20 protein-coding genes are annotated in these 20,561 nt (G+C 62.3%); 16 read left to right on the plus strand and 4 right to left on the minus strand.

From position 1 onward, the window contains the following. Nucleotides 1-2: 2 nt before the first annotated feature. Entirely contained in the window at nucleotides 3-1,001 is a 999-nt protein-coding gene (locus G6N74_RS17585) for an ABC transporter permease (protein WP_165119256.1), read from the plus strand. Continuing rightward, the gene (locus G6N74_RS17590; protein ID WP_165119257.1) at nucleotides 998-2,179 is read left to right on the plus strand and encodes an ABC transporter permease; all 1,182 of its coding nucleotides are present in this window, start codon (nucleotides 998-1,000) and stop codon (nucleotides 2,177-2,179) included. Before G6N74_RS17585 ends, G6N74_RS17590 begins: the two co-directional genes overlap by 4 nt. A gap of 6 nt (nucleotides 2,180-2,185) precedes the next feature. Here the strand turns inward: G6N74_RS17590 and G6N74_RS17595 are convergent, their stop codons facing one another. After that, nucleotides 2,186-3,559 (minus strand): UDP-glucose dehydrogenase family protein, encoded by a 1,374-nt coding sequence (locus G6N74_RS17595; protein ID WP_165119258.1) that lies wholly within the window; start codon nucleotides 3,557-3,559, stop codon nucleotides 2,186-2,188. A gap of 179 nt (nucleotides 3,560-3,738) precedes the next feature. Here G6N74_RS17595 and G6N74_RS17600 point away from each other — a divergent pair, with 179 nt between their 5' ends. Both G6N74_RS17600 and G6N74_RS17605 read left to right on the plus strand, forming a co-directional pair. After that, nucleotides 3,739-4,713, plus strand: a complete 975-nt coding sequence (locus G6N74_RS17600) for an NAD-dependent epimerase/dehydratase family protein (RefSeq protein ID WP_165119259.1) — start codon at nucleotides 3,739-3,741, stop codon at nucleotides 4,711-4,713. After that, nucleotides 4,710-5,189 carry a class I SAM-dependent methyltransferase gene (locus G6N74_RS17605; protein WP_165119260.1) on the plus strand — a complete coding sequence of 160 codons (480 nt, stop codon included), beginning with the start codon at nucleotides 4,710-4,712 and terminating at the stop codon, nucleotides 5,187-5,189. The genes G6N74_RS17600 and G6N74_RS17605 overlap by 4 nt, the downstream gene beginning before the upstream one ends. 12 nt (nucleotides 5,190-5,201) lie before the next feature. Here G6N74_RS17605 and G6N74_RS17610 read toward each other — a convergent pair whose 3' ends face one another. Further along, nucleotides 5,202-6,617, minus strand: coding sequence for an adenylate/guanylate cyclase domain-containing protein (locus G6N74_RS17610; RefSeq protein WP_165119261.1), 1,416 nt, complete (start codon nucleotides 6,615-6,617; stop codon nucleotides 5,202-5,204). Between the two features lie 201 nt (nucleotides 6,618-6,818). Here G6N74_RS17610 and G6N74_RS17615 point away from each other — a divergent pair, with 201 nt between their 5' ends. The 9 genes from G6N74_RS17615 (at nucleotide 6,819) to G6N74_RS17655 (ending at nucleotide 14,610) form a co-directional block, all read left to right on the plus strand. Then, nucleotides 6,819-7,640, plus strand: a complete 822-nt coding sequence (locus G6N74_RS17615) for a hypothetical protein (protein WP_165119262.1) — start codon at nucleotides 6,819-6,821, stop codon at nucleotides 7,638-7,640. Nucleotides 7,641-7,715: 75 nt separating this feature from the next. After that, complete coding sequence (locus tag G6N74_RS17620; protein WP_165119263.1) at nucleotides 7,716-8,240, plus strand: GNAT family N-acetyltransferase; 525 nt, start codon at nucleotides 7,716-7,718, stop codon at nucleotides 8,238-8,240. A gap of 316 nt (nucleotides 8,241-8,556) precedes the next feature. Further along, a complete protein-coding gene (locus G6N74_RS17625; RefSeq protein ID WP_165119264.1) occupies nucleotides 8,557-9,915 on the plus strand; it encodes an NAD(P)H-dependent oxidoreductase in 1,359 nt (452 codons plus the stop codon). A gap of 26 nt (nucleotides 9,916-9,941) precedes the next feature. Continuing rightward, on the plus strand, nucleotides 9,942-10,250 hold the full coding sequence (locus tag G6N74_RS17630; RefSeq protein WP_312857892.1) for a putative quinol monooxygenase: 309 nt from the start codon (nucleotides 9,942-9,944) through the stop codon (nucleotides 10,248-10,250). Beyond that, a complete protein-coding gene (locus tag G6N74_RS17635; protein WP_165119449.1) occupies nucleotides 10,250-11,152 on the plus strand; it encodes an NAD(P)-dependent oxidoreductase in 903 nt (300 codons plus the stop codon). Before G6N74_RS17630 ends, G6N74_RS17635 begins: the two co-directional genes overlap by 1 nt. Nucleotides 11,153-11,186: 34 nt before the next feature. Further along, nucleotides 11,187-12,185: a DctP family TRAP transporter solute-binding subunit gene (locus G6N74_RS17640; RefSeq protein WP_165119265.1), complete on the plus strand. Its 999-nt coding sequence runs from the start codon at nucleotides 11,187-11,189 to the stop codon at nucleotides 12,183-12,185. 55 nt (nucleotides 12,186-12,240) lie between these two features. After that, nucleotides 12,241-12,795, plus strand: a complete 555-nt coding sequence (locus tag G6N74_RS17645; protein ID WP_165119266.1) for a TRAP transporter small permease — start codon at nucleotides 12,241-12,243, stop codon at nucleotides 12,793-12,795. Further along, nucleotides 12,792-14,072 carry a TRAP transporter large permease gene (locus G6N74_RS17650; RefSeq protein WP_165119267.1) on the plus strand — a complete coding sequence of 427 codons (1,281 nt, stop codon included), beginning with the start codon at nucleotides 12,792-12,794 and terminating at the stop codon, nucleotides 14,070-14,072. Before G6N74_RS17645 ends, G6N74_RS17650 begins: the two co-directional genes overlap by 4 nt. A gap of 19 nt (nucleotides 14,073-14,091) precedes the next feature. Next, nucleotides 14,092-14,610, plus strand: coding sequence for a gluconokinase (locus G6N74_RS17655; protein WP_165119268.1), 519 nt, complete (start codon nucleotides 14,092-14,094; stop codon nucleotides 14,608-14,610). Between the two features lie 4 nt (nucleotides 14,611-14,614). On the opposite strand, the gene G6N74_RS17660 is transcribed toward G6N74_RS17655, so the two are convergent. Beyond that, nucleotides 14,615-15,517, minus strand: a complete 903-nt coding sequence (locus G6N74_RS17660; protein WP_165119269.1) for a LysR substrate-binding domain-containing protein — start codon at nucleotides 15,515-15,517, stop codon at nucleotides 14,615-14,617. 1,353 nt (nucleotides 15,518-16,870) lie between these two features. Here G6N74_RS17660 and G6N74_RS17665 point away from each other — a divergent pair. From G6N74_RS17665 to G6N74_RS17675, 3 genes are all read left to right on the plus strand, one after another. Further along, on the plus strand, nucleotides 16,871-17,725 hold the full coding sequence (locus G6N74_RS17665) for a MetQ/NlpA family lipoprotein (protein ID WP_165119270.1): 855 nt from the start codon (nucleotides 16,871-16,873) through the stop codon (nucleotides 17,723-17,725). 113 nt (nucleotides 17,726-17,838) lie between these two features. Beyond that, on the plus strand, nucleotides 17,839-18,933 hold the full coding sequence (locus tag G6N74_RS17670) for a methionine ABC transporter ATP-binding protein (RefSeq protein ID WP_165119271.1): 1,095 nt from the start codon (nucleotides 17,839-17,841) through the stop codon (nucleotides 18,931-18,933). Continuing rightward, nucleotides 18,914-19,570, plus strand: a complete 657-nt coding sequence (locus G6N74_RS17675; protein WP_165119272.1) for a methionine ABC transporter permease — start codon at nucleotides 18,914-18,916, stop codon at nucleotides 19,568-19,570. The genes G6N74_RS17670 and G6N74_RS17675 overlap by 20 nt, the downstream gene beginning before the upstream one ends. A 4-nt stretch (nucleotides 19,571-19,574) precedes the next feature. Here G6N74_RS17675 and G6N74_RS17680 read toward each other — a convergent pair whose 3' ends face one another. Next, the gene (locus G6N74_RS17680; protein ID WP_165119273.1) at nucleotides 19,575-20,507 is read right to left on the minus strand and encodes a GntR family transcriptional regulator; all 933 of its coding nucleotides are present in this window, start codon (nucleotides 20,505-20,507) and stop codon (nucleotides 19,575-19,577) included. Nucleotides 20,508-20,561: the final 54 nt, after the last annotated feature.

Raw genomic sequence — 20,561 nt, forward strand, 5'->3', positions numbered from 1 at the left:
GCGTGCTGCGATACATAGTCTGGCGCATCGCCGTGATGGTTCCGACGCTGCTGATCATATCGGCGCTGGTGTTCACGATCATCGAATTGCCGCCGGGCGATTATTTCGACAGCTATGTCGCCGAGTTGCGGGCCCAGGGCGAGGGGGTGGATTCCGATCGCATCGAGATGATGCGCAAGGAGTACGGTTTCGACAAGCCGCCCGTCATCCGCTACTTCTACTGGGTCGGCGGAATGCTGCAGGGCGATTTCGGCTATTCCTTCGAATACGAGCTGCCGGTCCGCGACGTCGTCGGCGACCGAATGTGGCTGACCGTGCTGGTTTCCTTCGTCACGATCATCTTCACCTGGCTCATCGCCTTTCCGATCGGCATGTACTCCGCCACGCATCAATACAGCTGGGGCGATTACGGGCTGACCTTTCTCGGCCTTCTCGGGCTCGCCATCCCGAACTTCATGCTGGCGCTCATCCTGATGTATTTCGCCAACATCTGGTTCGGCACGTCCATCGGCCATCTCATGGACCAGCAATATCTCGGCCAGCCGATGAGTTGGGACAAGGCGAAATCGATCCTCGCCCATCTCTGGATCCCGGTCCTCATCATCGGCACCGGCGGCACCGCAAGCATGATCCGGCGGCTGCGCGCCAATCTGCTGGACGAGTTGCACAAGCAATATGTCGTCACCGCGCGCGCCAAGGGCCTCAGTCCCTTCAAGACGCTGGTCAAATATCCGCTGCGCATGGCGCTGAATTTCTTCATATCCGACATCGGCTCCATCCTGCCCGCGATCATTTCCGGTGCCGAAATCACGGCGATCGTGCTGTCGCTGGAAACCACCGGCCCGATGCTGATCAAGGCGCTGCAAAGCCAGGACATGTATCTGGCCGGGTCGTTCCTGATGTTCCTCGCCTTCCTGACGGTCATCGGCGTCCTGATCTCGGATCTGGCGCTGGCGCTGCTTGATCCACGAATTCGTTTGCAGGGCGGCAGCACCAAATGAACACGCATTCGCCGCTTCCCGCTCCGGGCGCTCCGCTGCAGCATTACGTCTCGACCGCACCCTTCGACCCGCAGTCCGTCGAGGCGATGACGCCGGAGCAGGCGAAGGTCTTTCAGGCGTCGCAGTTGCGGCTGATGTGGTGGAAGTTCCGCAAGCACCGGCTCGCCGTCGTTTCGGGCGTGTTCCTTCTGGCGCTCTATCTCGTCATCATGTTCTGCGAGTTCCTTGCGCCCTACAATCTGCATACGCGCAACATGGACTTCATCTATGCGCCGCCGCAGCGCGTGCATCTGTTCCATAACGGGCAGTTCGTCGGCCCCTTCGTCTATGGCCGCCAGATGACGCTGGACATGGACACGCTCAAGCGCAACTACACCGAGAAGCAGGACGAGGTGCAGCCGATCCGCTTCTTCTGCAAGGGCGACAGCTACCGGTTCTGGGGCCTTATCGAAGGCGACAGGCACTTCGTCTGCCCCGCCGAAAACGGCCAGCTGTTTCTGGCCGGCACCGACAGGCTGGGGCGAGACGTGCTGTCGCGCATCATCTATGGCGCGCGCATTTCGCTGACCATCGGCCTCGTCGGCATCAGCTTCAGCTTTGTCCTCGGCATCGTCATCGGGGGGCTTGCCGGTTACCACGGCGGCGTCTTCGACCTGATCGTGCAGCGGATAATTGAAGTCCTGCAATCGATTCCCAGCATTCCCCTATGGCTGTCACTGGCGGCGATCATGCCGATTACGTGGAGCCCGATCCTGATCTATTTCGGCATCACCGTGATCCTCGGGCTGCTCGACTGGACCGGGCTGGCGCGTGCCGTTCGCTCAAAACTTCTTGCCTTGCGCGAAGAGGATTATGTGCTGGCAGCCCAGTTGATGGGCGCGAAAAGCAGCCGCATTATCGGGCGGCACCTCATTCCCGGCTTCATGTCGCACCTGATCGCAACGGCGACGATCTCCATACCCGGCATGATCCTGGGCGAGACGGCGCTGAGCTTTCTCGGGCTGGGGCTCAGGGCGCCGATAACCAGCTGGGGCATCCTGCTGACAGAGGCGCGCAGCGTCAGCGTAATTGCTTTCTATCCTTGGCTGCTCCTGCCGATGGTGCCGGTAGTCCTCGTCATCCTGGCGTTCAACTTCCTCGGCGACGGCTTGCGGGATGCGGCCGACCCCTACAAGTGAGGCCCGCTACTCCGCCGCGCGCCGGGCCGAAGATTCCGCGCCGTTCAGCCTGACGGAGTCGCCACGCCCGATGGCGTAGTAGAGCAGGCCGTGCTTGCGCAACTGCGCCGGGTCGTAGAGATTGCGGCCGTCGACGATCACCGGGTTGAGCAGGTTTGCCTTCAGCCAGCCGAAATCGGCGACACGGAACTGCTTCCATTCCGTGCAGATCACCAGCGCATCCGCGCCCTTTGCCGCGTCCTGCGGGCTTGCCGCAAGAACCAGGTCGGGCCGCTCGCCGTAATGGCGGCGGGCTTCCTTCATGGCTTCCGGATCATAGGCCCGAACCTTCGCGCCAGCGGCCCACAGCGCTTCCATCAGGACCCGGCTCGGTGCCTCGCGCATGTCATCGGTGTTCGGCTTGAAGGCCAGTCCCCACAGCGCGATCGTCCGGCCCTGCAAATCGCCATCGAAGGCCTGCGACAGTTTTTCGAACAGAACATGCTTCTGCGTGTCGTTCACACGCTCGACCGCTTCCAGCAGATTTGCCGCGAAGCCGCTGGAGCGTGCCGTTCTGGCGAGCGCGCGTACGTCCTTGGGAAAACATGAGCCGCCATAGCCGCAGCCGGGGTAGATGAACTGGTAGCCGATGCGCGGATCGGAGCCGATGCCGTGGCGCACTTCCTCGATGTCGGCGCCGAGCCGTTCGGCGATGTTGGCCATCTCGTTCATGAAGCTGATTTTCGTCGCCAGCATCGCATTGGCGGCATATTTCGTCAGTTCCGCCGAGCGCACGTCCATGCTCATCAGCTTGTCGTGGTTGCGGTTGTAGGGGGCGTAGCAGTCGTGCAGCGTCTTCAGGACGGCTTCCGAACTCGTGCCGATGATGATGCGGGCAGGGCGGGTGAAATCCTCGATCGCACTGCCCTCCTTCAGGAATTCCGGGTTGGAGCAGACATCGAAGGGATGATCGACGCCCCGCGCCTTCAAGGTACTGGCAATGACGTCTGAAACCATGTCGGCTGTTCCGACCGGAACCGTCGACTTGCCGACGACGATCTTGTGGCCGTCGATGTGTTCGCCGATTGTCCTGGCCACGGCCAGCACATGGCTGAGATCGGCCGAACCGTCGCCATTCGGCGGGGTGCCGACGGCGATGAAGATCAGTTCGGCAAATTTGATGCCCGCCGGCGCATCGGTCGAGAACCGCAGCCGTCCGTTCTGGGCATTGCGGGCGACCATTTCCTTGAGGCCGGGCTCGAAGATCGGCACCTGACCCTGGTTCAGAAGGGCGATCCGGTTCTCGTCGATATCGATGCAAAGCACGTCGTGGCCGACATCGGCGAAGCAGGCAGCGGTGACCAGACCGACATAGCCGGTCCCGAAAATGCTCAGTTTCATGAGTTCGTCCCTTGAACATGGGGCACATTGGCCCGCCAAAGGCCGCCATGATCATCGGCGGCAGCCTGTTCGGTTATTGCAATGTTCATCGTTCGCTTCTATCCGGTCGATCCAGCAAGACTTGGATCGGGGGTTTAACACATCGCCATGACAAAACATGACGAGATTCGGGCATCGCGATGAAGGTACTGTTGACGGGTGCGGCGGGGTTCGTCGGCTATCATGCCGCCCGGCGTTTTCTCGACCGGGGCGACGAGGTTCTCGGGCTCGATAATCTCAACGACTATTATGCCGTCAAGCTCAAGCAGGACAGGCTTCAACAGATTGAATCCCATAAAGGATTTCGTTTCCGGGAGCTCGATGTCGCCCGGCGCGACCTGGGCGATGCGATCGGACCGGAAGGCGCCGATGTCGACGTTATCGTCCATCTCGCAGCACAGGCCGGCGTCCGCTATTCCGTGACGAATCCTTACGCCTATGTCGACGCCAATGTGACAGGGCAGGTCGCGCTTTTCGAACTGGCGGGACAGCTGCCGAAGCGTCCGCCGCTCGTCTATGCAAGCTCATCCTCCGTCTATGGCGCCAATGACAAGGTGCCGTTTGCGGAAACGGACCGCACCGACAGCCCGGTTTCCATCTATGCCGCGACCAAAAAGGCGGGCGAGCTGCTGGCGCATGTTTATGCCGACATGCACGGCATCCACTCGACGGGGCTGCGCCTGTTCACGGTCTATGGCCGCTATGGCCGCCCGGACATGGCGCCGTGGCTGTTCACCGACGCGATCCTGCAGGGTAAGCCCATTTCCGTCTTCAACAATGGCGAGATGCAGCGCGATTTCACCCATGTCAGCGATATCGTCGCCGGTGTTGTCGCCGCGGCGGATCGCATCGTAGCCAAGCCGGACGAGACCGCCCCGGTCTACAATCTCGGCAACAACGCGCCGGTGAAATTGCTCGACTTCATCGCCGCGATCGAGAAGGCGGCCGGGCGCGAGGCGATCATGGAGATGAAGCCGAAGCCCGCCGGCGACGTGCTGCGGACATTTGCCGACATTACGCTCGCCGAACGCGACCTTGGTTTCCAACCGAAAATCGCGCTGGAAGACGGCATGGCCGATTTCGTCGACTGGTTCAGGACATATAACCGCTCATGAGCCGTCTCGACAGTTTCATCCGCCGAATGACCGCGCAGCGCGACATTCTCAATCATGTCTGCGTCGAGGTGGCAAAGACGGAAGGGCCGGTGATCGAGCTCGGCCTCGGCAATGGCCGGACCTTCAATCATCTACGCGAACGCCTGCCCGGACGTCGGATCGTTGCCTTCGACCGCAAGCTTGCCGCACATGCCAGCTCCATTCCCGACGCCGATAACCTCGTGCTCGGCGAAATCCGCGAGACGGCGAGCACTTTCGTCGGCATCGAAGCCGCACTCGTCCATGCCGATATCGGCACCGGCTATGAAGACCGCGATGCCGTTACGCTTACCTGGCTTCCCGATCTTTCCGCGCGGCTTCTGCGTCCCGGCGGCATCGCGGTAAGCGGCCTGCCGCTCGAACATCCGCAATTGCAGCAGCTTCCGCCGCCGCCTTCGGTGCCGGCCGATCGTTATTTTATCTATCGGCGCGTGTAACGGCCCAAGGCTTCACGGGATCGTATAGACCGCTATCTCCCGCTCGATACCCCGCAGCGAGACGTCATGCGGTACCGGCGTCAGCGCGTTCCTGTGCAGCAGGTCGGCAGTGAGATTGTCGTCGACCACCGCGCCGGTGACGAAGATCGCCTGCGCGTTGGCAAGGTTCTGCACGCGCGAGGCGATGTTGACCGTCTGGCCGAAATAGTCCTGCCGCTCGTTCATCGACACGGCGATGCAGGGTCCGGCATGAACGCCGATCTTGAGCAGCAGGTCCTCGCGTCCACTCTTGTCGTTCAGCGCCCGCATGGCATCGCGCATCCTCAGCGCCGCCGCGATCGCCCGGTCCGGCGTCGGGAAAGTCGCCATCACCGCATCGCCGATAGTCTTCACCACAGCACCTGCTTCCGCCGCCACGATCTCCTGCAAAACCTGAAAATGCGCGCGCACCATATCGAAGGCTGAAAGGTCGCCGACCCGTTCGTAAAGCTCGGTCGAGCCGCGCAGGTCGGTGAACAGGAATGTCAGGCTGGTGATCTTGAGGCGCTGGTCGACGTCGAGCGTATCCGTCCGGTAAAGATCGCGGAAAGTCTGGTTGGAGAGCAGGCGCTTGGCCGTCAGGAACGGCCGGCGCTTTCCCAGCATGCAATGCAGCTCGGCACCGGCAACGCAGACCGTCGGTAGGACGCGCGAGTCCGTGCGGTTTTCGAGCGCGATGCGCAGCGGTCCCGGCTGCATCTCCAGCATCTGGCTCTGGATATGGTCGCGGTCGAAGACCAGGGACAGGTTCCGGCGTTCCTTTGTCGGCTCGCCCTTCACATCGATGAACTGCGCTGAATGCGTGACCGGCTCGAAGACGATGACGAACTCGGCGGGAAGCTGGATGGTCAGCACGCCCTTCTCGCCGGGCTCCAGCTCGACATCCTCCAGCGCGAAGCTGGCCATGGCCTCCTCGAAATTCTCCTCGGGCAGGTCGACGCCGGACGCCCAGTAGATCTGGCGGAAATACTCCGTCACCGACAGTTGCTCGGGATTGTGCGCGGCGATCCGGCGAACCCTCGGGCTGACGGTGAACGTCACTTCCACCATTTCGTCGAGCGTCGGCGCATAGCCCTCCGAACACAGTGCGCAGGTGTATTCCTCCTTGCGCACGGTTTTCAGCGTGGCGTTGCTGTCGAGCACGCCGCCGCAGCCGGGGCACAGCACGTTCCAGGAAATATCGAAGATGCCTACCCGCGCCGCATGGAGAAAGGCGCCGATAACCCGCTCCTCGTCGAGGCCATGCTTGGCCGCGAAGGCCGGCGCATTGATACGGCAAAGCGCCCGATCCTCGCCCTCGGCGACGGTTTTCTTGATCGCGTCGATCGCCTGCGGATCGACATCGCTCGATTGCCGCAGAAGTGAGAACAGGTCTTGAACTTCATTCATCATAGCGGCTCCGGATAATGCGCCCCCGGAACGTTGTCAGACCGATGCTCCGGTCACGGTCCTCTATTTTACTGCGAATCGGTCCATCCGGCCATTCGAATAGATGAGCCTGCTGACAGCCGAATTTGTATTCGGTGCATTTCCAGCAGGCGCAGGTGGTTCTATGCTGGCAGCGGGGCATAAATCATTGGGAATTTTCCCATGCAGACATCCGACAACCCGCCATTTCCCGCGGCCCTGCGCCTTTTCTCGGCAGCCGTCATCATCGTCCTGATCGTCGGCGCCGGCCTGTTTTTCGCGCCTGCGCTGGTCAAGGCGCGCTGGCCATGGGCCGTCACCCCGTTCAACGCCCGCTTCCTCGGCGGTTTCTACACCACCGAAATGGTTGTGATGGCCGCACTTCTGGTGTGGAACCGCTGGTCGCCGGGCAGGCTCGTGCTGGTCATGGCCTTCATCTTCACGGTCATCGTGTCGGTCGCTTCCTTCATCAACTTCGGCTATTTCGATTTCGCGCGCAAAGCACCCTGGCTGTGGTTTGTCGTCTATCTGGCCTCGGTCGCGGTTTCAGGCTGGTTCCTATGGCGGTCCAGAGCGCGTCCTTCGGCCAAGGGGTTGACCTTGAACCCCGCATGGCGCGGCTACATGCAGCTGGAATCGGCGATTCTTGGGTTCTATGGCGCTGGTCTGCTGTTGTTTCCCCTGACATTCAGCAGCTTCTGGCCATGGCCGATCGACGCTTTTCACGCCCAGGTCTACAGCGCAATCTTCCTCGCCGGCGCGGGCGGCATCTATCTCGTCTGGAGAAGCGCGCCGCGCGAGGAACTGCTGGTGCTCGGCCTGGCGCAGCTCCTGATCGGCCTGTTTGCCATCATCGGCCTCACCATCACCGATGCCGCCGTACACAAGATAAACTGGTCCGCGACAGGAACATTGTGCTGGCTCGCCCTTTTCGGCTGGATCGGTGTCAGCGGCCTCTTCAAACTCTACGCAGCTTCCCGGCACCGCCCGCAACCGGCATCATAGATTGCCAAGCCGACTGGATTTTGCGGCGATGTCCTGCGCATTGTGAAAACCTGATTTGCCAGCATCCGGGACGCCATGACCACCGCGACATCTCCATCTTCCGAAAAAGCGCAGCCGCAGCTCCGGGCCGTCCGGCCAAGCGACGCTGAAGCGCTCTGCGCAATCTTCAACATGCCCGGCTTTCGCTGGGGCACACTGCGGATGCCGTTCGAGATGGTCGAGCAGGTGGAGCGGCGCATCGCCAAGTCCGGCCAGGAAACGACGTGGATCGTCGCCGAGGTGGATGGCAAGGTCGTCGGCGATGGCCGTCTCATCGGGCAAAGCTCGCCGCGCCGCGCTCATATCGGCGAGATCAATATCGGCCTTGATGACGCCTTTGTCGGCAAGGGCATAGGCTCGGCGATACTGGAGGCTTTGCTCGATGTTGCAGACAACTGGCGCGCCCTCAAGCGGGTCGAGCTGACCGTCTATGCCGACAACGAACCGGCCATACGGCTTTACACGCGCCACGGCTTCGAGGTCGAAGGCAGGCATGTGAAGGCGGGCTTCACCGATGGAGAATACCACGACCTCCTGGCCATGGCGCGGCTGCGGTTCTGAAACCACCGTCAGCCAGAACTGTTTAGCAAAACTAACGGTTCGTCCTGAGTTTCTAAATTGTGCTAATTTGGCAAGCCTCTTAAGGTCCGTCCATAAGCAGCGCGTGAAAAGCTGCCTGCGCAGGCGATCCGGCCATCGCATGTGCGGAGGAAACAGAGCCGGCAAGCATCAGTCCAGATAGCGGGCAGCGTCTTCAAGACGCCGAGCCTGGCATGAAAGTCGTGACCTGAACGGCAGGCGGCGCGGTGCCCGTTTGCCGGAGCGTTGAAACGCGCCCGCAACCGACCATCAACCCAATCCTCCCAAGGACCAGACCATGAATCTTTCGACCTTGCTCCAAGCCCGCGCCGCCAAAGGCCGGCCCGTCCGCGTCGGCCTGATCGGCGCCGGCAAATTCGGCTCGATGGTGCTCGCACAGGCGCAGCGCATCGAAGGCTTTCACATGGTCGCGGTGGCCGACCTCAATGTCGGCAAGGCGCGCGAATCGTTTGATCGCGTCGGCTGGCCGAAGGAGCGCTACTCCGCCACCAGTGCCGCGGACGCGGTGAAGAACGGCACCACCTTCGTCACCGACGACGTCAATGCACTGCTTGCCTGCGGCGAGATCGAATGTGTCATCGAGGCGACCGGCCATCCTCTCGCCGGCGCCCGCCATGCCCTCAGTGCCATCGAGCACAACAAGCACGTCGTCATGGTCAATGTCGAAGCCGATGTCATGGTCGGGCCGATCCTGGCCGAGAAGGCGCGCGCCAAGGGCCTTGTCTACTCGATGGCCTATGGCGACCAGCCGGCGCTGATCTGCGAACTGGTCGACTGGGCACGCGCCACCGGCTTCGAGATTACGGCTGCCGGCAAGGGCATGAATTTCGAGCCGCGCTACCGCTATTCGACACCGGACACGGTTTGGGGCTTCTTCGGCTGGACTGAAGAAGAGGTCGCCAAGGGCGACTTCAATCCGAAGATGTACAACTCCTTCACCGACGGCACCAAGGCAGCCATCGAAATGGCGGCGGTCGCCAACGGTACCGGTCTCGACTGCCCGGATGACGGCCTCGCCTTCCCGCCTTCGGGCCTGCACGATCTGGCGAAAGTGTTCCGCCCGGCCGCCGATGGCGGGCGCATGGCCCGCTCGGGTCTGGTCGATATCGCCGCCAGCCAGGAGCCGGACGGCCGCGAAGTCGTCAACAACATCCGCTACGGCGTCTTCGTCACCTTCAAGGCGCACAATGAATATGCCCGCGCCTGTTTCAAGCAGTATGGCCTGCTGACCGACCCGTCCGGCTGGTATGCCTCGATGTGGCGTCCGTTTCACATTATCGGGCTGGAAACCTCCGTCAGCGTGCTTTCGGCGGTCCTGCGCGGCGAAGCCACCGGTACCTCCAAGGAATTCCGCGGCGATGCCGTCGCCACCGCCAAGAAGGACATGCAGCCCGGCGAAATGCTCGACGGCGAGGGCGGTTTTGCCGTATGGGCCAATGCCATACCGGCGACCCGCAGCCTCGACCTGCGCGCCCTGCCGATCGGCCTGGCCCACAATGTCAAGCTCAAGCGGCCGATCAAGAAGGATCAGATCGTCAGCTTCGACGATGTCGAACTGGTCAGCGATCTCGACGTGGTCAAGCTTCGCCGGGACATGGAAGACAGCTTCCGGCCCGGCAAGAGCGTCGCGGCCTGAGGCGGCAAGATCGGGGAGGATCGAAAGTGAATACGGCAAAGGCATTCGTCGTCATCGCGGAATTCCGGGTGAAGCCTGGAAAGATGGATGCCTTTCTCGAGGCGGCCCTCGACGATGCGCGCCATTCGGTGGCCGATGAGCCCGGATGCCGTCAGTTCGACGTCATCCGGCCGGAGGGCTCCGACGATACGGTCGTCTTCTACGAGGTCTATGACAGCCGCGCCGATTTCGATGCCCATCTGGAAACGCCGCATCTGGGCCGGTTCCGTGACGCCTTTCCACCACTGATCGTGGTGGAGCTTCCGCCGCGCTTTTCCGAACGGCAGCATCCATGATGCAAACCGGACGCAGGATCGGCTTCGTCGGCACCGGCATCATGGGTGGGCACATGGCGCGCCGGTTGGCCGAGGCCGGTTTCACTGTCACGGCCTGGAACCGCACGGCGCAAAAGGCCGAGGCCCTGAAGGGGCAGGGCGTTTTGATCGGTGCCTCGGCCACCGACACAGCGCGGGATGCCGATGCCGTCATCTGCATGCTGAGTTCCGGCCCGGTCTGCGATGAGGTTCTGCTGGGGCAGGGCGGTGTCATCGCGGCGATGAAGCCGGGCGCGACGCTTGTCGTCATGAGCTCCATTCCCGTCGAAACGGCGCAGGCTCAGGCGGTTGCTGCCGCCGAATACGGCGTCCGCTATATCGACGCGCCGGTTTCCGGCGGTGAGAAGGGAGCGCGCGAAGGCACGCTCGCCATTATGGCCGGCGGAGAAACGGAAGCAGTCGAGGCGATGCGGCCGCTGTTCGCACCGCTTGGCCGCCTCACTCATGTCGGCCCCGCCGGTGCCGGCGAACTCACCAAGCTCGCCAATCAGTTGATCGTCGCGTCTAACATCTGCGCTGTCGCCGAAGCACTCACCCTGGCCAAACGTGGCGGCGCCGACCCGGCCCGCGTGCGCGAGGCGCTGCTCGGCGGCTTTGCCGATTCCACCGTGCTGAAGCAGCACGCGCTGCGCATGGTCGAGAGTGATTTTACGCCCGGTGGCCCCGCAAAATATCAGGTCAAGGACACGTCGACCGCGCTCTCCCTTGCCCGCGCGCATGGGCTGACATTGCCGGTGGCGGAGAATGTGGACCGCCTCTTCCAGGCGATGGTGGAAAATGGCGACGGCGACCTCGACCACAGCGCCGTTATCCTGGAACTGGAACGCATGAATTCTGGCGGAGGCACTCGCCCCGCCGAATAGGGACATCTTTAGGACTACAGTGGAGGAGAATAAAATGAAGCACCTTTCGATACGCGGCCTGCTGACTGCAGCCGCAATGTTCGTCGCAACCGCAGCTCACGCCGGCGCGACGCTGACGTTGTCTACGCCCGATCCCGACGGTTCGGAGATCACGGTTGCCGCCAATAAATTCGCCGAGCTGGTCGCCGCCAAAACCAATGGCGAGGTCACGGTAAAAGTGTTTCCGAACGGAACGCTCTACGGCGGCGATCCATCGGCTGCGGTGAAGCAGCTGGCCGGCGGTTCGCTCGACATGCTGGTTCTGGCGACATCGCTCTATGCCAATTTCAACCCGAAATTCTCGGCCATCTCGATCCCCTATCTGTTCGACGATGAGGCGCAGCTTCGCACCTATCTCGCCGGCGAGCAGGGCCAGGAGCTGATTTCCGATCTTAACAACATCGGCATCAAGGGCATCAATTTGTGGACGCGCCCCTTCCGCCAGATGACCAATTCGCGCCATGCGATCGAGAAGCCGGCCGATCTCGCCGGCATGAAGTTCCGCGTGCCCAACAACCCGCTCTGGGTCGAGTTTTTCAAGAAGCTTGGCGCCGCACCGACGCCGATGGCTTTCGCCGAAGTCTACAATGCCTTGCAGTTAAAGGTCGTCGACGGCCAGGAAAACCCGATCAACGTGCCGGTCAGCGCCAAGTTCTACGAGGTGCAGAAATACGTCTCGATCACCAACCACATGGCTGATGGCTGGGTGCTCGGCATCAACCCGGCCAAGTATGATGCGCTGAGCGACGCAGAAAAGGCCGCCCTCACCGAGGCCGCCAAGGAAGCCGAAGCCTGGAAGGTCGAGAACGATGCGGCAACCGCCGATTCCTCGATTGCCGAACTCGAAAAGCACGGCATGCAGACCAACCGCCTGACGCCCGAGCAGCAGCAGGCCTTCGTCGCGGTCTCGAAGGAGCTGTTCCCGGTCTTCGCCGGCCTCGTCAAGGACCAGGCTTTCTTCGACAAGACGGTCGCGGCTGTCGGCAAGCAGTAGTAAACCCGGTTGACCGGACCTGCCACCAGGCGGGTCCGGAAAGGGAGGAGCCGTCATGGCCCACAACACATCCACTTTCGGCAAGATCGTCACGCTGTTGACCGATGTGGCCGCCGGCATTGCAGTCTTCGGCGTTCTCGTCGTCGTGCTTTTGCAGGTGTCCAGCCGCCTCCTCGGCGTGCCGGTCTCCTGGACCGAGGAGGCCACCCGCTACCTCTTCGTCTGGATGATCTTTCTCGGCCTGTCCGCCGGCTTCCGCACCGTCGAGACCGCGCGCGTCACCGTCTTCATAGGTGCGGTGCCCGGCCTGTTCCGGCGCTTGGCGGTGCCGATCTACGTCGTTTCCTCCGTCCTGTTTTTCATCCTCACGGGCTGGACCGGCATCACGCTGGTCAAGCAGCAGCTGATGATGAACGAGACTGCGGCAACCCTCGCCATTCCCATGTGGATCATCGGCATCATCATGCCGGTTTCGGCAGTGCTCGCCATCCTGGCCATCATCGAATCGCTGCGCACGCGGCGTGACCTGATCGCCTTGCCCGAAGATGGGTTTCCGGCAATCCGAACCGAAGACGCCGACGTCGTCACCAATGCAGGAAAGCCATCATGAGCATCGCACTCCTCGTCATCTTCCTGCTTCTTTCCGCGCTTGGCGTTCCGCTCGCCGTGGCGCTTGGCCTCGCCAGTGTCGCCGCCATGCTGATGTTCACCTCGACGCCGATCGACCTCCTGTCGCAGAGCATGTTCTCGGCGATGAATTCCTTCCTCCTTGTCGCCGTGCCGCTGTTCATCCTCGTCGGCGTGCTCATGGAGCGCGGCCGCGTTGCCGAAAAGCTGTTCGACTTCGCCGGCGCCATGGTCGGGTGGATGCCGGGCGGGCTTGGCCACGTCAACGTGGTCTCTTCGGTCATCTTCGGCGGCGTCTCGGGCTCGTCGGTCGCCGACATCGCCTCCATCGGCGCCATTGAAATCAAGGCCATGGAGCGCCACGGCTTTCCCAAGGGCTATGCCGTCGGCATGACGCTGTGCACCTCGACGCTGTCGTCCATCATCCCGCCATCGATCCTCGTCGTCATCGCCGGTTCTATCGCCAATGTCTCGATCGGCACGTTGCTGGTGGCAGGGCTGATCCCCGGCCTGTTCATCGCCTTCATGTTCATGGTGTTCAACCATTTCTACGCCGTGCGCCATGGCTACAACCCGCCGACGCCGTTCAATCTGCGCCTCGTGATCACCACCGGCCTCGCAGCCATCCTGCCGATGCTCACACCGGTCATCCTGCTCATCGGCATCGTCGACGGCTATTTCACGCCGACCGAGGCCGCCGCGATCGCCGTGCTCTACACGCTGTTCCTGGCCGTGGTGCTCTACCGCACGATACCGCTCAAGGAATTGCCCGGCATCTTCATGGAAACGGCGCGTGTCTCCGGCACCATCCTGTTCATCGCCGCCACCGCCAAGCTCGGCGCATGGGTCTTCACCTATGACGGCCTGCCGGCGCAGGTCGCGACCTTCCTCAGCCATATCAGCAACGGACCGACCACGACGCTGGTGCTGATCTTTCTGTTCCTGATCGTCGTCGGCATGTTCATGGACGCGATCGCCGCCATGTTCATCCTCATTCCGGTGCTGATGCCGCCGGCCGTCTCGATGGGGGTGGATCCCATGCATTTCCTCATCGTCATGGTCATCACGTTGACCCTCGGCCTTGTCACGCCGCCGGTAGGTGTCTGCCTCTTCGCAGTGGCGCAGGTGGCAAAAATGTCGATCGAGGACGTCATCAAGGGCTCGCTTGCTCCGATGTCGGTGCTGGTCGCAGCCATCCTGGCGCTGGTGCTGTTTCCGGTGTTGACGCTCGGGCCGATCCGCTTGCTCGGGCTTTACTAGACCGGCTATGACCATCGGCATGAAGAATGCAGTTGCCGCCAGATCGGATTTCCTCGTCGTCATGGGCATAGCCGGCACCGGCAAGACGGAAATCGCCAGCCGTCTTGCCGAAACCCTCGATTGCCAATGGATCGAGGCCGACAGGCTGCACAGTCCGGAAAATGTCGAACGCATGCGGCAGGGCATCGGCCTCACCGACGAGCAGCGCTGGCCGTGGCTCGCTGCCATCTGCGATGCCGCTCTTGCCGAGCCAGACCGCCCCGTGGTCATCGCCTGCTCGGCGCTGCGGCTTCGTTATCGCGACTTCATGCGCGACAGGCTTGGTGAGGTCCGGTTCCTGTTTCTCGACGGCCCTGCCGACCTGATCGAGCAGAGACTTGGCGCCCGCAAGAGCCACTTCGCAACCACCACGCTGCTGGCGAGCCAGCTTGCGACGCTGGAGCCGCCGTCAGACGACGAGGCGCCGATCCGCCTCGACATTGCTCTGACGCCGGGCGAGATCGTTGCGCAGGCCGTGGCCGTCTTGCGCGCCGGGTAGGTACTCACGCAGCTGGCAGGTTCCGCGCCTGCCACGCACTTCCCTCGCTGCGCAGCCAATCGAGGAAAAGCCGCACCTTTTTCTGCCGCAGATGGTCGCGCGGACAGACGATCCACTGCGTGATCAACCGCACCTGTGGCGGTGTCCTGACAGGACAGACCAGCCGCCCGCTCGCCAGTTCGCTTTCCATCATCAAGGTGCTTTCCAGCGCGATGCCCATGCCATCCACAGCCGCGTCGATCGCCATATGGCTGCGATCGAACAGCACGCGGCGCCAGCGCTCCTTCGGGTCCACGCCGGCGAGCGAAAACCAGCGTCCCCACTGCGCCTGCGACTTCACCGAATGGATCAGGCGGTGACCCGGCAGCGCGGCTGCATCCAGGCTGCCCGCCGCCGCATAATGCGGTGCGCAGGCCGGCAGGAATTCCTCCTCCGCCACGCCTTCGACGAACAGGCCAGGCCAGCGCCCATCGCCGTGACGAATCTCGACGTCGACCAGTTCGCGGTTGAAGTCGGTCGGCTCATTGGTGCCGTCGAGCCTCATCTCGAGATCGGGATGATTGTCGAGGAAAGAACCGAGGCGCGGCAGCAGCCACTTGGCCGAAAATGTCGGCGTGGCGCGCACCGTCAGCGCAGTGATCGAGCGATAGCCGCGAATGGTGTTCGTCGCCTCGGCGATGCCCTCGATCTCGTCGGTGATGGTGGCAAAGTAGCGCTCGCCCGCCTCCGTCAGCACGATACCGCGACCCATCCTGGTCATCAGCGTCACGCCAAGCTGCACCTCCAGCGCCTGTATCTGCTGGCTGACCGCCGACGGCGTGACGCTCAGTTCCTCCGCCGCCTTGGAAATACTGCCGGCGCGTGCTGCGGTGTGGAACACCCAGATCGCTCTGATCGGTATTTGCATGATTGAACCATTTAGCCTGACTAACGTTTTTTCGACGATAGCGGATTTTCGCTAATATGGCAGCTGAAGGTTTCGTGCTGCCGTTCAGGCCGGGACCAGTGGTAACCGTTGTGAGGTTCTCAAGCTCTCGTCCCCATTGACGATTGGCGAAGGCAGAACATGCAGTTCTCGATTAGCGGTGACAACCATGGATGAAGTTGGCCATCCCGGAAACCGGAGCGAAGCGCAGGTTATCCAGGATTCATCGACCGCAACATCGTCTGGCCCGATCCTGATGTTGACGCGCGTTATGCACCGCCGAAGCTCCTCACCGTTCCGGCATGGATTCCCGACACTCTCCGCTTGTTCCTCGCTCACGAGGTCGAGAATGACGAACTGCATTTGGGCTTGCCGCGAGTCCCAAGCGTTGGCGATTTGCAGACGCACAAATTACAAGCTCGTCATCCCCGGGTCGCAGCATGAGCGAAGCGAATGCGAAGAACCCGGGGATCCATGCCGGAACATCTATGACGGCTGCAGCGGTGCAGAACTGTGGACTGTGAAACTCGCGGAAACTGTGGGAAAGATTTTCACGCAATTTCCAGCCAACCCATTGTTTCCATTCACCCCACACATTTTTTCACCCCCAATCTTTCCCCACCCCAAAGCACCTCCGGCATAATCCCCCCATCGCTCCTGCGGGACCGGGTTTGGAACCGGGATCAAGGGGGAGTGGCGGTGACCTCCCGCCCTGGTGTGGTAGCCAGGGACCCGAGGGCCCGACACAGGCCGGCGTGGAACGAGCACGGCGCAAATGCCACTGCCCAAAACCATGCGGAGAACCCGCGGCGTCTTGTCCATGGAATGTACATGGAGCGGGCGTTGTGACCGGCCAACTTCGGGACAGACACCGAGACGGGCGGTCGAGAGATCGCAGAAAAATACAAAAGATGAGCGAGATTTCGGCCGCCCGTCTTTCCCGATCTTTGACAATGGCCAGACGGTGAATACCGGGCGTGGCGATGATGAAGCGTGCCTCTCCTTCTCCCCTTGTGGGAGAAGGTGGCCGACCCGAAGGGGAGGTCGGATGAGGGGTGTCGGACGGAACGCCAGCGCCTCATTTCTTCCAGCACCCCTCATCCGTCTTGGCGCTGCGCGCCAATCCACCTTCTCCCACAAGGGGAGAAGGAGAGAGGGGGTGCGAGGTTCGTTCTGCTCGCACCTGCAACATTTTTAAGACGATATTCTCGCCTTTGCGAAATGCGCAAAAAACAGTCCTTTGCTTAAACGGCGGGCATTCCAGACGATATGGGCAAGGCTTCGCAACCAGCGTGGCCCTCCAATTCCGGCAACAGGTTTCAACAGGAATCCACCATGACCGCATTCGCAAAAACCCGGCTCCGATTGTTCTCGCAAGCTATTTCCCGCCGCGCGGCTCTCGCGGGACTGCTCGCCGCCGGCGTCGCTTTGGTCAGCATCGCCGGGCCGTCGCCGTCCTTCGCCGAGGACAAGAAATCGATCAAGGTCGGCATCATCAGTGGTGAGGATGAGGACGTCTGGCGCGTCGTCACCGAACAGGCCGCCAAGAACGGCCTGACGATCGAGACGGTCGTCTTCAACGATTACACCCAGCCCAACGAAGCGTTGGAGCGCGGCGAGATCGACGCAAACGCCTTCCAGCACCAGCCCTATCTCGACAACCAGATCAAGACCCAAGGCTACCACATCGTTTCGGTCGGCTACACCGGCGTCTGGCCGATCGGCCTTTACTCCAAGAAGTTCACCAAGATCGCCGATCTGCCGGAGGGTGCCGTGATAGGCGTGCCGAACGATCCGTCCAACGAGGGCCGCGCGCTGCGCGTGCTGCAGAATGAGGGCGTCATCAAGCTCAAGGACGGCACCGGCATTCTGGCGACGATCGCCGACATCGCCGAGAACCCGAAGAAGGTGAACATCAAGGAGCTCGATGCCGGCGTCGTCGGACGCGCCATCGAGGATCTAGACGCAGCCGTGGTGAACACCGACTGGGCGTTGAAGAGCGGGCTTTCGCCGGAAAACCGCATTGCCCAGGAGCCGGTGGCCGACAACCCGTATCGCAACTTCATCGCGGTGAAGGCCGGCAGCGAAAACGAACAATGGGTCAAGGCGCTGGTCGCGTCGTATCAGAATGAGGCCGTGAAAGCCGAGTTCGACCGCGTCTACAAGGGCACCGGCATCAGCGCTTATTGACGCTTGCCGAAGCGCCTTTGCTCCAATCATGAGACTGCCCGCGGCTCAGGCTGCGGGCAGTCTCATTCTGCGTTTTACAGCCGGCTTCCCGGCTGTCGGGAAAGGAACCCGAAATGACCCAGCACTTTGCCATCACTGAGGCCGGCGAACCGCCGGCCAAGGCCGATCCGCAGCAGGCCGAGCAGGTCGTTCGCCTGGTCGATGTCAAGCGCCGGTTCGGCACGACGCCGGCCATCGATGGCATTTCGCTCTCGGTCGGCAAGGGCGAGGTTCTGGGCATCATCGGCCGCAGCGGCGCAGGCAAGTCGACGCTGATCCGCTGCCTCAACGGTCTGGAGCGCCCCGATTCCGGCCAGATATTCATCGAGGGCCGGGATATTGCCCAGCTTGGCGAGCGCGATCTCCAGCCGCTGCGCCGGCGCATCGGCATGATCTTCCAGCATTTCAATCTCCTTTCGGCCAAGACAGTCGAGGACAATGTGGCGCTGCCGCTGAAGATCGAAGGGCGCTCCAAGGCCGAGCGCCGCAAGCGTGCCGCCGAGCTCCTCGAACTGGTCGGCCTTTCGGAAAAGGCCAAGGCCTATCCGGCGTCGCTTTCCGGCGGCCAGAAGCAGCGCGTTGGCATTGCCCGCGCGCTCGCGGCTAGACCGGCGCTGTTGTTGTCGGATGAGGCCACCTCGGCGTTGGATCCCGAGACGACGCGGTCTATTCTGGTGCTGCTCAAGGACATCAACCGGCAACTCGGCCTGACCGTCCTGTTGGTCACGCATGAGATGGAAGTGGTCCGCAGCATCGCCGACCGCGTCGCGGTGATCGATACCGGCCGGATCGTCGAGGAAGGCCCTGTCTGGTCGGTCTTTGCCGATCCGAAATCGCAAATCACACAGAGCCTGCTCGGCGGCATCCGCCCGCAACTGCCGGCGGAGATCGCGGTGCTGCTGAAGCCGGCCGGCAAGGAGGCGATCTTGCGGATCGATGTCGCCGGAGAGGCGGCGCGAGGCCCGCTGCTTTCCGATCTGGTTGCTGAGGTCCCGGGCGCGTTCCGGCTGATCCATGGCGGCGTCGATCATGTCCAGAGCCAGCCGGTGGCGAGCCTGTTTCTCGGCGTGCCTGCGATCAAGGCTGATCATGTCGCGAGAATTGTCGAATTCCTGAAGACCCGCAATGCCCGGGTGGAGGTGCTTGGTTATGTCACCGGTAATGATTGATCTTCTGTTTCGCTCGCTGTGGGAAACGGTGCTGATGACCGCCGCATCCGGCATCATCTCGCTCGTCGTCGGCCTGCCGCTCGGCCTTGCGCTGATCGCCACAGACCGCGGCGGCATTGCCGAGAACCTGTGGGTCAACCGCATTCTCGGCGCGGTCATCAACGGCTTCCGGTCGGTGCCGTTCATCATCCTGCTGGTGGCGCTCATCCCGGTCACGAGGCTGATCGTCGGCACCTCGATCGGCACCTGGGCGGCGATCGTTCCCCTCTCCATCGCCGCAACGCCCTACTATGCGCGCATCGCCGAAGTGTCGTTGCGCGAGGTCGATCGCGGGTTGATCGAGGCGGCGCGTGCCATGGGGGGAAACCGCTGGACCATCATACGCGAGGTGCTGGTGCCGGAAGCGCTGCCGGGCATTGTCGCCGGTTTCACGGTAACCTTGGTGACGCTCGTCGGTGCATCCGCCATGGCCGGCGCGATCGGCGCCGGAGGATTGGGCGATCTCGCCATTCGCTACGGCTATCAGCGCTTCGAGACGAATATCATGATCGCGGTCGTGATCGTGCTGATCATCATGGTCTGCGCCATCCAGTGGGTGGGCGACCGCCTGGTCGCCTATCTTGACCACAAGGCGTGAGGCGTCAGGAATCTTCGGGCGTTCGCGGCGGCCAGCGGAACTCGGATGCCTGCCGCAGATGCTGGCGCAGCATCGCTTCCGCCCATTCCATGTCGCCCGCCTCCACCGCGTCGAGTATGGCCAGATGCTCGCGACAGGACTGCTCGATGCGCTCGACCGGAAGCTCGAGGAAGACGCCCGACTCGTGCATGCGTCGGAGATTGTTCTGTTGGCGTACGGCGTCCACCAGGAACCGGTTTCCCGAACAGGCGGCCAGGCTTTCGTGGAACGACGCATTCACGCGAAACCACTCGTCGCCGCCAGTGCTGGCCTGAGGATCCCTGAGGATGCGCTCATGCGCGCGGCGGACCTGTCCCAGATGTTCGGGGTCGGCATTGAAAGCCGGCGCCCGCAATGCTGCGCATTCGACGACGATGCGAAACTCGTAGCTCTCGCGATAGGCTTGGTCGCCAACCAGCGAGTCGACGAAGCGCCAGCCATGCCCGGGTAGCCGCTGCGCCAGTCCCTCGGCGGCAAAACGCATAAGGAGCTTGCGCACGATCCCTCGCGAAACACCGTAGCGCGGCATCAGCTCTGCCTCGGATACGTCCTGCGGCAGTTCGCCTGACGCGCGTTCGCGCATCATCCGCCGATACAAATCTTCGATCGGCGAACTCGGCAGCAGATCGTGGATGTCTATGCCCGAGATGTCCGAGGCGATGCGAAGCCCACGCTTTTCCGTCGGCTGCAGCACGCCCTTTTCCACCAGCATGTCGAGCGCGGCGCTGATCGGAGACCGCGACACGCCGAAGGCACGGGCGAGTTCCGGCGCTGATATTCGGGTGCCGACGCCCAGCTCGAAATCGCGGATGCGCTCGAGGATGCGCCGCGCCAGATCGATCTGAAGCGGGCTCGGTCCTTCCGCAGGCTCGTGCTCATCGATCATCGTCTGGTTCATGAGTTCTCCCCGTGCGAAGCGCATTATAGATGCAACACAACGCAACGCGAACCC

The organism is Mesorhizobium zhangyense (assembly GCF_011045115.1).
Classification (GTDB): Bacteria; Pseudomonadota; Alphaproteobacteria; order Rhizobiales; family Rhizobiaceae; genus Mesorhizobium_M; species Mesorhizobium_M zhangyense.